Here is a 12,194-nt window from a genome sequence, read left to right as displayed (position 1 = left end):
CTCCTAGGTTCATTCCACTTGCCCGCGAAGCCCGCTGGCGAGCCTTTCTCAACTTTCGCCCTCTAGGAGATACACCATGCAAGCACTGGAAAACGACCTGGAAACCGAACTGCAACTCGACGACTGGTTCGAAGCCCCCACCCACGAAGCCGCCGTGGAAATGATGCAGGCCGATGCCGTTGTACCGTTTGGTACCGCGATGTGGCCGTTCTAACCCTCGACAGCCATCCGGCAGGCGCCGCGCACGGCGCCTGCCCTCCTTACCCAAGGCACACAAGGACACACGTCATGGACAAGGCCCGCGCCGTCGAACACTTTCTTTACTACCTGGCCCATCACCCGGCCGTTAGCGGCCTGAACTGCCCCACCGTGCTGCTGGGCCATACCGAGCGCTACGACGCCATCGCCCAGGCGATCGTCCACAGCAGCGCCGCCCGCTTCAACTTCCAGGTGCAGCGCCTCGACCTGGCTGCCAGCGATACCCTGGCCCAGGCCATCGAAACCTGCGACCTCTACCTGTTTTTATACGACGCTTCGACCCTGGCCAACCCGCGCGCCGAGGGCCCCGACTTTATCCGCGCCTTGCAGGGCGTAATGGCCGAACACTGGAAAAAATCCCTGCTGTTCAAGGATTATGGGGATTATTTCTACGACACCTTCAGCGTCGAGCCCCAGCGCATCGCCGACCTGAATGCCACGCTGATCCGGCGCATGAGCCAGGCCCAGGTGCTGAGCTTTACCGACAAGCACGGCTCTCGCCTTGAAGCGCCGCTGAGCAGCATCAAGAAATGGACCAATATCAACGGCATCGGCAACCACGATCTCGCTCCCGGCGAAATCGCCACCCACAGCGAAGCCATCAATGGCCAGGTGAGGTTTGTCGGTACTTTCCTCAGTACCATTCCGTTTGCACGTAAATACGGCGTGCTGCAAGCACCGCTTGAGCTGTGGATCGAAAACTCGACCGTCTGCAGCGTGGCCAGTGATGTGCCGGGGCTGGTGGAGGATTTCAACAAGTACTTGAACGCCAACCCGTCCAATCGGCGCGTGGAGGAACTGGGTATCGGGACCAACGAAGGCGTAAAGGATTTATATGCACGCAATGCGGGCTTTGAAGAGCGCCACTGCGGGTTGCATCTGGGCTTGGGCGGCGGACAGAAAGGCAGTCATCACCTGGACCTGATCTTCGCCAGCGGGGTGTTGGCCTTGGATGACAAGCCGGTATTCGATGGGGCCTTTACCTTCTGAGCAAAGGGCTCGAAAACACTGGAGATCCAAATGTGGGAGGGGCTTGCCCCCTCCCACAATTTATTGCATTGCAGCTTTACATCACTGCGGCTTCTTGCGACCAAAGCCAGGACGTTGACCTGAACCGGCCGGTGCGCCACGGCGCTTGCCCGACGGCTCGTCGGCGACCAGTTTCGGACCGGGGCGCTTGTTCGCCGCCGGCTTGGCTGGACGCTTGGTGCTGGCGTTGTCGGCGGGGCGATCCGCTTCACCACGGTTGCTGCGACCACCGGACGGTGCAGGGCGCGGCGTACGTGGAGCACGCTCACCTTCCTGACGCGATGGCGCGGTTGGGCGACGCTCACCTTCGATGTGCGGCTGGCGCGAGATACGCCCGCCGGTTGCCGGTGCATCCAACGCCGGGCGCAGGGTGCGGGCAACGCGCTCGGTACGCGCTACAGGGCGCGACGATTTTCGCTGCATACGCTCAAGCTTGTCTTTGCTCTTGGCGTTCATTTGCGGCATGGCGACCGGCGTCAGGCCGACTTCGGCGCTGAGGATGTCGACTTCGTACTGGCTCATTTCGCGCCAGCGGCCCATCGGCAGGTCGGAATTGAGGAACACCGGGCCGAAACGCACGCGCTTCAGGCGACTGACCACCAGGCCCTGGGATTCCCACAAGCGACGTACTTCGCGGTTACGGCCTTCCATCACCACGCAGTGGTACCAGTGGTTGAAACCTTCGCCACCTGGCGCCTGCTTGATGTCGGTGAACTTGGCCGGGCCGTCTTCCAGCACCACGCCGGCCTTGAGGCGTTCGATCATTTCGTCATCGACTTCACCACGTACACGCACGGCGTACTCGCGGTCCATCTCGTAGGACGGGTGCATCAGGCGGTTGGCCAACTCACCGTCGGTGGTGAACATCAGCAAGCCGGTGGTGTTGATGTCCAAACGACCGATGTTGATCCAGCGGCCTTCTTTGGGCTTGGGCATCTTGTCGAACACCGTCGGACGGCCTTCCGGGTCGTCACGGGTGCAGATCTCGCCATCGGGCTTGTTGTACATGATCACGCGGCGCACCGATTCGGCGGCCTCTTCACGCTTGATGACCTTGCCATCAATGGTGATTGCATCGTGCAGGTCGACGCGCTGGCCGAGGGTGGCCTCGACGCCGTTGACCTTGATGCGCTTCTGGGTGATCCAGGCCTCGACGTCGCGGCGCGAGCCCACGCCGATACGCGCCAGCACCTTTTGCAGTTTTTCACCTGCTGGGCCGATTTCCTGGCTGTCGTTCTGGTCTTTGTCGTTCATCTTAAGCACCTCCCGGTGGGTCGATTCAGGCATGGCCTGAAGAGTGTTGAAAGCGGGGCCTTGGCCGAATAGGTCGGCAAAGGGTCGCGAATCATACGCGCATGGCGCGCGTTGCGCATCACAGAGTAGTCGATAAGCGCCAAGTCATTTGTTTTTCCGCCGACCGGTGGCGCCCAGCACACCACTGACTCCATGTGGGAGGGGCTTGCCCCTCCCACATTGGACTGTGTCAGTCTTCGAACTGGCGGCGCTCGGCCTCAATCGCTTCGGCCAGCGCCCGGGCTTCGTCCTCTTCATCGCTCAGCGGCGGCTGTTCGAGGGCAGCGACGGCGGCCAGGAGTTTCTCGCGGGCATCGGCCACGCCGAGGATGTCTTCTTCGGGCTCGACCTCAGGCTCAACGTTCATCTCTGTTTCAGGCTCTGCCGCGCCATCGCGCAGCAAATCATCAAAGTCGGTCTTGATCCCCTGCTCCATGTCGTCCAGTTCCAGCAGCAAGGTGTGGAAGCTGGTTTCATCCTTTGGCTCTTCCGGCTCGGCCGTAGCATCAGCCAACTCCTGCAAACCCGCAGGCACCGGCGCGTCGTCGAAATCCAGCACCGGCTCGGCTTCCATCTCGCGCAATTCGGCGAGCGGCGGCAGGTCGTCGAGGTTTTTCAGGTTGAAGTGGTCAAGAAATACCTTGGTGGTGGCGAACATCGCCGGTTTGCCCGGCACGTCGCGGTAGCCGACGATGCGGATCCACTCGCGCTCCAGCAGCGTCTTGACGATATGGCTGTTGACCGCCACGCCCCGCACATCCTCGATTTCGCCGCGGGTGATCGGCTGGCGATAGGCGATCAACGCCATGGTCTCAAGCATCGCCCGGGAATAACGTTGCGGGCGCTCTTCCCACAGGCGGCCCACCCATGGGGAAAATTTCTCACGGATCTGCAGGCGATAGCCCGACGCCACTTCGCGCAATTCAAACGCACGGCCCTCGCAGGACTTGCGCAGGATCTCCAGCGCTTTCTTGAACACTGGCGGCTCGGGGCGCTCGGCCTCTTCAAACAGTTCGAACAGGCGCTCCAAAGATTGCGGTTTACCCGAGGCCAGTAGAAAAGCCTCCAGCAAGGGTGCCAGTTCGCGGGGTTCTGTCAGATTCATCGATTCAGCTCTTTATTCGGCTCGCGCCCGCACGTGGATAGCCGCAAAAGGCTCATTCTGGACCAGCTCGACCAAGGATTCCTTGACCAATTCAAGGATGGCCATAAAGGTCACCACGACACCCAGGCGCCCTTCTTCAGCGGTGAACAGCTCGACAAACGGCACAAAACCGCCGCCCTTCAAGCGCTCCAGCACATCGCTCATACGCTCGCGGGTCGACAACGCCTCGCGGCTGACCTGGTGGCTTTCGAACATATCGCCACGGCGCAGCACTTCGGCCATGGACATCAGCAATTCTTCAAGACTCACGTCCGGCAACAGCTTGCGCGCGCGGGCCTCGGGGGCGTCGAGCTTGGGCACCACCACATCGCGGCCCACGCGGCTCAAGCCGTCGATGCCTTCCGCCGCGGCCTTGAAGCGTTCGTACTCTTGCAGGCGGCGGATCAGTTCGGCGCGCGGGTCGTCCTCTTCGGCTTCGATTGTCTCCGAACGCGGCAACAGCATGCGCGACTTGATCTCGGCGAGCATGGCGGCCATCACCAGGTATTCGGCGGCCAGTTCCAGGCGCACCGACTGCATCAATTCGACATAACCCATGTATTGGCGAGTGATTTCCGCCACCGGGATGTCGAGGATGTTGATGTTCTGCTTGCGGATCAGGTACAGCAGCAAGTCCAGCGGGCCTTCGAACGCTTCAAGGAAGACCTCCAGCGCATCCGGCGGAATGTACAGGTCCAGCGGCATTTCCATGACCGCCTGGCCATACACCATGGCAAACGGCAGCTCCTGCTGGGCGCCTGCCTGGGGGTCGACGGTTTCCACTGACGACATTCAGGCCTCGACCATAAACGGCGCCGGGTCGCCGCAACCGACACGTACCACTTCGGGCTCGCCGTCGGCCAGGTTGATCACGGTGGAGGCCTTGCCGCCGCCGAAGCCGCCGTCGATGATCAGGTCCACCTGTTTTTCCAGCAGTTGGCGCATTTCGTAGGGATCTTCCAGCGGCTCGGTGTCGCCGGGCATGATCAACGACACACTCATCAACGGCTCACCCAACTCGGCGAGCAGCGCCAGGGCAATCGGGTGCTCCGGCACGCGCAGGCCGATGGTGCGCTTCTTGGGGTGCAGCAGCAGGCGCGGCACTTCGCGGGTGGCGTTCAGGATAAACGTGTAGGGCCCCGGCGTATGGGCCTTGAGCAGGCGGAACGTGCCAGTGTCGACCTTGGCGAACAGCCCGAGTTGGGACAGGTCGCTGCAGATCAGCGCGAAGTTGTGCTTGTCGTCCAGCTGACGCAGGCGTCTGACACGCTCAACTGCGCCTTTGTCGCCGATCTGACAACCGATGGCGTAGGACGAATCGGTTGGGTAGATCACCACCCCACCGGCGCGAATGATCTCCACGGCCTGCTTGATCAGGCGCGCCTGGGGATTTTCCGGATGAATCTGGAAGAATTGACTCACGTGTTCTACCTGTTCAGACGGTGGCAATAATGGGGTCATGCTTGAATCGCCCCCACAACAACGGCAGGTCGTCCGGGACGGGGCGATACTCGCCGATCTCGGACCAGCCACCTGGGCCATGAAAGTCACTGCCGGCACTGACCAGCAGACCAAATTCGCGGGCAAGAATCGCCAGGCTGCCGACCTGTTCGGCGGGTTGATGCCCGTTGACCACTTCGATGGCGTGGCCGCCCGCTCCAATATAGTCGCTGACCAGCTTGCGACGCTTGCTGCGGGTGAAATCGTAATGCCAGGGATGCGCCAGGCTGACCCAGGCCCCGGAGGCCCGCAGGGTCTCGACGGTGTCTTCAAGAGTCGGCCAGTGTTGCTTCACATCGCCCAACTTGCCGGCGCCCAGCCATTTGCGAAAGGCTTCGGCGCGGTCCTTAACAAAACCTTCACGCACCATCCAGTCGGCAAAGTGCGGACGGGCCGGTGCGTTGCCGCTGTCGCCCAGCTCTTGCTGGATGGCGCGGGCGCCCTCAAGGGCGTTGGGCATACCTTTAAGGCTGAGCTTGCGGCTTATTTCCTCGGACCGCAGCCAACGGCCATCGTGCAAATTGGCGATGGCCTGCACCAGCGGCGCAGCGGTTTGATCGAAGCCGTAGCCAAGCACATGAATGGTGGCACCGCCCCAGGTACACGACAATTCCACGCCGTTGACCAACTGCATGCCCAGCGCATGGGCCGCGCTGCGGGCTTCATCGAGGCCTTCGAGGGTGTCGTGGTCGGTCAACGCCAGGACTCGCACGCCTTTTTCAAACGCACGCGCAACCAGTACCGCGGGCGCCAGGGCGCCGTCGGAGGCCGTACTGTGGCAGTGCAAATCAACATTCACGGGGGGGTTGAACCTCAAGTCAGCTGGCGCTTTCGCAACCAAGGATGTTTGTTATTATGCCGCCACATCCAGCTTCTGGCTCTTACTGTGAAACAATTCATCGACTTCATCCCGCTGTTGCTGTTTTTCATCGTGTACAAACTCGACCCCAGGGTCATCGATCTGGCCGGTCACGAACTCACGTTCGGCGGCATCTACAGTGCCACCGCCGTGCTGATCATCAGCTCCGTGGTGGTCTACGGCGCGATCTTCGTCTCCCAGCGCAAACTCGAAAAAAGCCAATGGCTGACCCTGGTCGCGTGCCTGGTCTTCGGCAGCCTGACCCTGGCCTTCCACAGCGAAACCTTCCTTAAATGGAAAGCGCCGGTGGTGAACTGGCTGTTCGCCCTGGCGTTCATCGGCAGCCACTTCATCGGCGACCGCCTGTTGATCAAGCGGATCATGGGCCACGCGCTGACACTGCCGGAACCGGTATGGACACGTTTGAACGTGGCCTGGATCGTGTTTTTCATCTTCTGCGGCGCCGCCAACCTGTTCGTGGCGTTTACCTTCCAGGACTACTGGGTCGACTTCAAAGTCTTCGGCAGCCTGGGCATGACCGTGCTGTTCCTGGTCGGCCAGGGTATCTACCTGTCGCGCCACCTGCATGACACCGACCCTTCCACGCCGAAAACCGAGGACTGACATGCTCTACGCCATCATTGCCACCGACGTTGAAAACTCGCTGGAAAAACGCCTTTCCGTTCGCCCGGCACACGTCGAGCGCCTGAAAGTGCTGCAAGCCGAGGGGCGCATCGTGCTCGCAGGCCCACACCCGGCGGTGGACAGCAACGACCCGGGCGACGCCGGTTTCACCGGCAGCCTGATCGTCGCCGAGTTCAACTCCCTGGCCGATGCCCAGGCCTGGGCCAAGGCCGATCCCTATGTCGCAGCGGGCGTTTACGCCGACGTGGTGATCAAGCCATTCAAACAAGTGCTGCCTTGACCCCGCCCGCGCCGAACCAATTGCGTTCGGCAAGCGCCTAAGGGCTCATTATTCTCGGTAACCTGCCGACAACGTTCTGAATATTCGTGTGGAATCAGGAGTTCCGATGCGCTTACGTCAGTTGTGTCTGTTGGCAGTGTTAATGATCGGGGCTACGGCCCACGCGGAAGAAACCTCGAACACCGGCAGTTCCACGCCCCTGTCCTTGAGTGCCGGCGCCCAGATCACCGAGTTGCAGCAACGTTTGAAAGAAAGCGAACGTCAGCGTGAAGAACTGAGCAAGCAACTGCAAAGCGCCGACGCTACCCGCGAAAGCGCTCAGTTGAGTCGCCTGCGCCAGGAGAACCAACGGCTGGCCCAGCAACTCAAAGATTCACAGGGCGGCGTCCTGACCCGATGGCTCACCGAGCAACAGCAATGGTTTGTCACTGGCGGGGCCGTCGCACTGATCGCCTTGCTGTGCGGGATCTTCGCCAGCGGGGGGCACCGTCGCCGTCGACAATGGCTAAATTGAGTGAGTCATGAGCGAGCTGTTACTGATAGATGATGACCAGGAGCTCTGTGAGCTGCTGACCAGTTGGTTGAGCCAGGAAGGCTTCCAGGTGCGCGCCTGCCACGATGGCTTGAGTGCGCGCAAAGCCTTGGCCGACAGCGCGCCCGCCGCCGTGGTGCTCGACGTGATGCTGCCCGACGGCAGTGGCCTGGAATTACTCAAGCAATTGCGCAACGACCACCCGGAGCTGCCGGTGTTGATGCTCTCGGCCCGCGGCGAACCGCTGGACCGCATCCTCGGCCTGGAACTGGGCGCCGACGATTACCTGGCCAAACCCTGCGATCCGCGCGAACTCACCGCTCGCCTGCGCGCGGTATTGCGCCGCAGCCACCCGGCCGCCGTTTCCACCCAACTGGAACTGGGCGACCTGTGCTTCAGCCCCGTGCGCGGCGTGGTCAGCATTGAAGAGCAGGAATTTGCCCTCACCGTCTCCGAAAGCCGCCTGCTCGAAGCCTTGCTGCGCCAACCCGGCGAGCCGCTGGATAAACAGGAACTGGCGCAGATCGCCTTGGGCCGCAAGCTGACCCTGTACGATCGCAGCCTGGACATGCACGTAAGCAACCTGCGCAAAAAGATCGGCCCTCACCCTGATGGAAGGCCACGCATCGTGGCGCTGCGCAGTCGCGGCTACTACTACAGCCTCTGAGCCTTTGCGCCGGCCATTGATCTGAGCGGTATGAACGTTTTGTCAGTTCGCATCAAAACCGCCTTTACAGAAGCTTTACCCACCCCTGACCGCCGCTGACCTTGATCTGCGTAGCCTACTCACATCCGGACTCACCGGAATAGAGACAGGAGAATCACCATGCGCAAGACCCTTATCGCTTTGATGTTCGCCGCTGCCCTGCCGACCGTTGCCATGGCCGCCATGCCTGAAGGCCCAGGCCCGATGGGCGAGCCTTCCGGTCACATGATGGGTGGCCCGGGCCACGGCGGTGAACACGGTCCGCGTGGCAAAGGCGGCCCCTTCAGCCAGCTGGACCTGAGCCGCGAACAGCGCGAGCAGATCGGCAAACTGATGGGCGACCAATGGCACGCTCGCAAAGACCTGACCAAAAAGTACCTGGACAAACTCCCGGCCGCCGACCAGAAAGCCATGCGGGATGAAATCGACGCCGGCCGCCAGAAAACCCAGGCCGATATCCGTACCGTGCTCAAGCCGGACCAGCAGAAGAAGTTCGACGAGATCGTCAAAAAGCAAGCCGAGCGCCGTGCCGAGTGGAAGGAATTCCAAGCCTGGAAAGCGCAACAGCCGCAAAAAGCGCAATAATGCCCTCGCGTTAATGCTCCCAGCCCAGTGGCCCCCCGCCACTGGGCTTTTCCAGTTTGAGGGTTTCCTGTGCGTTCATTGTTCTGGCGCATCCTGGCCAGTTTCTGGCTGGCCATCGCCTTGGTTGCCGGGCTGTCGATCCTGCTTGGGCACATGCTTAATCAAGATGCGTGGATTCTCAGCCGGCACCCCGGCCTCAATAACCTGGCCCAAGAGTGGACTCAACTCTACGAAGCCCAGGGTGAGGACGCTGCCCAGGATTTGCTGCAACAGCGCAAGCGCCAGTACCACATTGACGTACAAGTGTTGAACGAAAGCGGCGAGCCGGTGGTGCGCGGGACCTTCCCGCGTCGCGCCGCGGCTTTTGAAGCCCGCCAGAACGACAACAAGGACAGCCACCTGCCCTGGCGGCGCCTGACCGCCGAGTACACCAGCGAGAAAACCGGCGACACCTACCTGTTGATCTACCGCATTCCGCACCCGGAACTTGACCAATGGCACCGCAGCAGCCTGACCTGGCCCTTGAGCGCATTGGCCATTGCCCTGGTGGTGCTGACCCTGTTCAGCCTGTTCGTCACCTTGTCCATCACGCGCCCGCTCAGCCGCCTGCGCGGCGCGGTGCATGACCTCGGCCAAGCGAGCTATCAGCAAAACAGCCTGGCACGCCTGGCCAACCGTCGCGATGAGTTCGGCGTACTGGCCACCGACTTCAACCGCATGGGCGCGCGCCTGCAAAGCCTGATCGGCAGCCAGCGCCAATTGTTGCGCGACGTTTCCCACGAACTGCGCTCGCCACTGGCCCGCCTGCGCATAGCCCTGGCACTGGCCGAACGCGCAAGCCCTGAAGAACGCGAAAAACTCTGGCCACGCCTGACCCGCGAATGCGACCGCCTCGAAGCGCTGATCAGTGAAATTCTGGTACTGGCCCGCGTCGATGCCGACAACGCCAGCGCCGAACAGGTCGACCTCATCCCACTGCTCAAGACCCTGCAAAAGGACGCCCAACTCAGCGCACCGGACCAGGTGGTGCAACTGAGCACCGACAGCGACCTGCACCTGAAGGGCTGGCCGACCATGATCGAACGCGCTGTGGATAACCTGCTGCGCAACGCCCAACGCTTCAACCCGCCAGGCCAACCAATCGAGTTGCAGGCACAGCGCCAGGGCGAACGCATCCTGATCAGCGTGCGCGACCATGGCCCCGGCGTCGACGCCGAACACCTCAGCCAACTGGGCGAACCGTTCTACCGCGCCCCCGGCCAGACCGCCCAAGGCCACGGCCTCGGGCTGGCGATCGCACGGCGCGCCGCCGAACGCCATGGCGGCAGCCTGAGCCTGGCCAACCACCCCGGCGGCGGGTTTATCGCCAGCATCGACCTGCCGTTGGAACCGGGGGTTGTCACTGCGGTGTGATGATCTCTTAGAGTGGCCCTTCTCAGACGGCCTGGGGCCAGGCACATCGCCTGCTGGCGCCGCTGACCATCGCGGCACGCCGTTGCAGTGGGATTTGCCGGCGGGGGAATTGGGGGCACATCGGGCTCAGTGGTGACTCGTCACACCGCTATCGAGGGCAAGCCCCCTCCCACATTTGACTGTGTTCACAAATCAAAATGTGGGAGGGGGCTCCCGATGAGGCCAGTACAGCCAACCCAGTCAAAGCGCCAAAACCCCGCTGTACAACCCATACGCCGCCAACCCCGCGCCCGCAATCACACAGCTGAAAATGCCTTTTTCCACGTGGGTAAACAACGGTTGCCCCTGTTCACGCTTGGCCAGGGCAAACAGGATCACACCCGGCGCGTACAGCAGCGCCGACAGCAACAAATACTTCAAGCCGCCGGCATACAGCAGCCACACCGCATAACCCAAGGCAATCACCCCCACCAGCAGGTCCTTCATGCGTTGGCCCTGGGCGTCTTGGTAGGTTTCACCACGCCCGCTCAACAACACCGCATAGGCCGCCGACCACAGGTACGGCACCAGAATCATCGACGAGGCCAAGTAAATCAGCGTGGTGTAGGTGCTGTGGGAAAACAGCGTGATCACCAGAAAAGCCTGGATCATCACGTTGGTCAGCCACAGCGCATTGACCGGCACCTGGTTGGCGTTTTCCTTTTTCAGGAAGGCCGGCATGGTCTTGTCATGGGCCGTGGCGTACAGAATTTCCGCGCAGAGCAGCGCCCATGACAGCAACGCCCCCAGCAGCGACACCGCCAGGCCGAGGCTGATGAGCATCGCGCCCCATGGCCCGACGATGTGCTCCAGCACGCCCGCCAACGACGGGTTTTGCAGGCTGGCCAACTCCGGCTGGCTCATGACGCCCAGGGACAGCACATTCACCATCACCAGCAGCGCCAGTACGCCGAGAAAACCGATGACCGTGGCCCGGCCAACGTCCGCGCGTTTCTCGGCCCGCGCCGAATACACGCTGGCGCCCTCGATGCCGATGAACACAAACACCGTGACCAGCATCATGTTGCGCACCTGGTCCACCACGCTGCCGAATTGCGGGTTGCCCAGGCCCCAGATGTCGCGGGTGAAGACATCGGCCTTGAACGCCACGGCGGCGATCACGATAAACATCAGCAGCGGTACGATCTTCGCCACGGTGGTGACCTGGTTGATGAACGCAGCCTCCTTGATCCCACGCATCACCAGAAAGTGCACAGCCCACAGCAGCACTGACGCACAACCGATGGCCACTGGCGTATTGCCTTGGCCAAACACCGGAAAAAAGTACCCGAGGGTGCTGAACAGCAACACGAAGTAACCGACGTTGCCCATCCACGCGCTGATCCAGTAACCCCAGGCCGATGAGAAACCCATGTAGTCGCCAAAACCTGCCTTGGCGTAGGCATACACCCCGGAGTCCAACTCAGGCTTGCGATTGGCCAGGGTCTGAAACACAAAGGCCAGGGTCAGCATGCCCACGGCGGTGATCGCCCAGCCGATCAGCACCGCGCCCACCTCGGCGCGCGCCGCCATATTCTGCGGCAAGGAAAAAATCCCCCCGCCGATCATCGAACCCACCACCAGGGCGATCAGGGCGCTGAGTCGAAGTTTCTGGGCCGGTTGAGACATGCACACTCCTGAGAATTTAACCGCTGACACTCGCACACTCATTTAACTAACTGCGCGAGTGTAGCGTTTATTAGCGATGGCGATAAAAGCGCCGCGTTCATAACCCAACGGCATGACAACTTATAGCGTTCAGGCGTATTTATAATTTAAATACGACAAATACTTCAGCGTTTTATTTAAACGTTTGCACATTCCATAAAACGGTCTAGCGTCAAACGTCCATACGTAGCCCCAATGCGTGACCACAAAGCAGAAACCGCTCTGGCAAGCGGCTTTGCGCGA

14 protein-coding genes are annotated in these 12,194 nt (G+C 61.4%); 8 read left to right on the top strand and 6 right to left on the bottom strand.

The window, feature by feature from the left end:
• Window positions 1-76 precede the first annotated feature (76 nt).
• Together AB4N98_RS18550 and AB4N98_RS18545 are read left to right on the top strand one after the other, a co-directional pair.
• A complete protein-coding gene (locus AB4N98_RS18550; protein ID WP_003175756.1) occupies window positions 77-214 on the top strand; it encodes a hypothetical protein in 138 nt (45 codons plus the stop codon).
• A gap of 74 nt (window positions 215-288) precedes the next feature.
• On the top strand, window positions 289-1,248 hold the full coding sequence (locus AB4N98_RS18545; RefSeq protein WP_065876954.1) for a M29 family metallopeptidase: 960 nt from the start codon (window positions 289-291) through the stop codon (window positions 1,246-1,248).
• An 81-nt stretch (window positions 1,249-1,329) separates the two neighbouring features.
• Here the strand turns inward: AB4N98_RS18545 and rluB are convergent, their stop codons facing one another.
• From rluB to AB4N98_RS18520, 5 genes are all read right to left on the bottom strand, one after another.
• Entirely contained in the window at window positions 1,330-2,541 is a 1,212-nt protein-coding gene (gene rluB / locus AB4N98_RS18540; RefSeq protein WP_017529175.1) for a 23S rRNA pseudouridine(2605) synthase RluB, read from the bottom strand.
• A gap of 229 nt (window positions 2,542-2,770) precedes the next feature.
• Window positions 2,771-3,685 (bottom strand): SMC-Scp complex subunit ScpB, encoded by a 915-nt coding sequence (gene scpB / locus AB4N98_RS18535; protein WP_017529176.1) that lies wholly within the window; start codon window positions 3,683-3,685, stop codon window positions 2,771-2,773.
• A gap of 12 nt (window positions 3,686-3,697) precedes the next feature.
• The gene (locus tag AB4N98_RS18530; protein ID WP_169851199.1) at window positions 3,698-4,396 is read right to left on the bottom strand and encodes a segregation and condensation protein A; all 699 of its coding nucleotides are present in this window, start codon (window positions 4,394-4,396) and stop codon (window positions 3,698-3,700) included.
• A 120-nt stretch (window positions 4,397-4,516) separates the two neighbouring features.
• Complete coding sequence (locus AB4N98_RS18525; protein WP_017529178.1) at window positions 4,517-5,146, bottom strand: L-threonylcarbamoyladenylate synthase; 630 nt, start codon at window positions 5,144-5,146, stop codon at window positions 4,517-4,519.
• A 13-nt stretch (window positions 5,147-5,159) separates the two neighbouring features.
• Entirely contained in the window at window positions 5,160-6,023 is an 864-nt protein-coding gene (locus tag AB4N98_RS18520) for a PHP domain-containing protein (protein ID WP_017529179.1), read from the bottom strand.
• Between the two features lie 87 nt (window positions 6,024-6,110).
• Here AB4N98_RS18520 and AB4N98_RS18515 point away from each other — a divergent pair, with 87 nt between their 5' ends.
• The 6 genes from AB4N98_RS18515 (at window position 6,111) to AB4N98_RS18490 (ending at window position 10,244) form a co-directional block, all read left to right on the top strand.
• A complete protein-coding gene (locus AB4N98_RS18515; RefSeq protein WP_017529180.1) occupies window positions 6,111-6,707 on the top strand; it encodes a septation protein A in 597 nt (198 codons plus the stop codon).
• 1 nt (window position 6,708) lies between these two features.
• Window positions 6,709-7,008: a YciI family protein gene (locus tag AB4N98_RS18510; RefSeq protein ID WP_017529181.1), complete on the top strand. Its 300-nt coding sequence runs from the start codon at window positions 6,709-6,711 to the stop codon at window positions 7,006-7,008.
• Window positions 7,009-7,114: 106 nt separating this feature from the next.
• The gene (locus AB4N98_RS18505) at window positions 7,115-7,522 is read left to right on the top strand and encodes a hypothetical protein (RefSeq protein ID WP_017529182.1); all 408 of its coding nucleotides are present in this window, start codon (window positions 7,115-7,117) and stop codon (window positions 7,520-7,522) included.
• A gap of 7 nt (window positions 7,523-7,529) precedes the next feature.
• Entirely contained in the window at window positions 7,530-8,207 is a 678-nt protein-coding gene (locus tag AB4N98_RS18500) for a response regulator transcription factor (RefSeq protein ID WP_065876956.1), read from the top strand.
• 159 nt (window positions 8,208-8,366) lie between these two features.
• On the top strand, window positions 8,367-8,831 hold the full coding sequence (locus AB4N98_RS18495) for an LTXXQ domain protein (protein WP_065876957.1): 465 nt from the start codon (window positions 8,367-8,369) through the stop codon (window positions 8,829-8,831).
• Window positions 8,832-8,900: 69 nt separating this feature from the next.
• Window positions 8,901-10,244, top strand: coding sequence for a sensor histidine kinase (locus AB4N98_RS18490; protein WP_017529184.1), 1,344 nt, complete (start codon window positions 8,901-8,903; stop codon window positions 10,242-10,244).
• Window positions 10,245-10,484: 240 nt separating this feature from the next.
• Here AB4N98_RS18490 and arcD read toward each other — a convergent pair whose 3' ends face one another.
• Entirely contained in the window at window positions 10,485-11,912 is a 1,428-nt protein-coding gene (gene arcD / locus AB4N98_RS18485; protein ID WP_017529185.1) for an arginine-ornithine antiporter, read from the bottom strand.
• Between the last annotated feature and the right edge of the window lie 282 nt (window positions 11,913-12,194).

This window comes from Pseudomonas sp. S3_E10, assembly GCF_054667615.1.
Note: the sequence above shows the minus strand (reverse complement) of the source record. Positions and strands in the feature narration are given on the sequence as shown.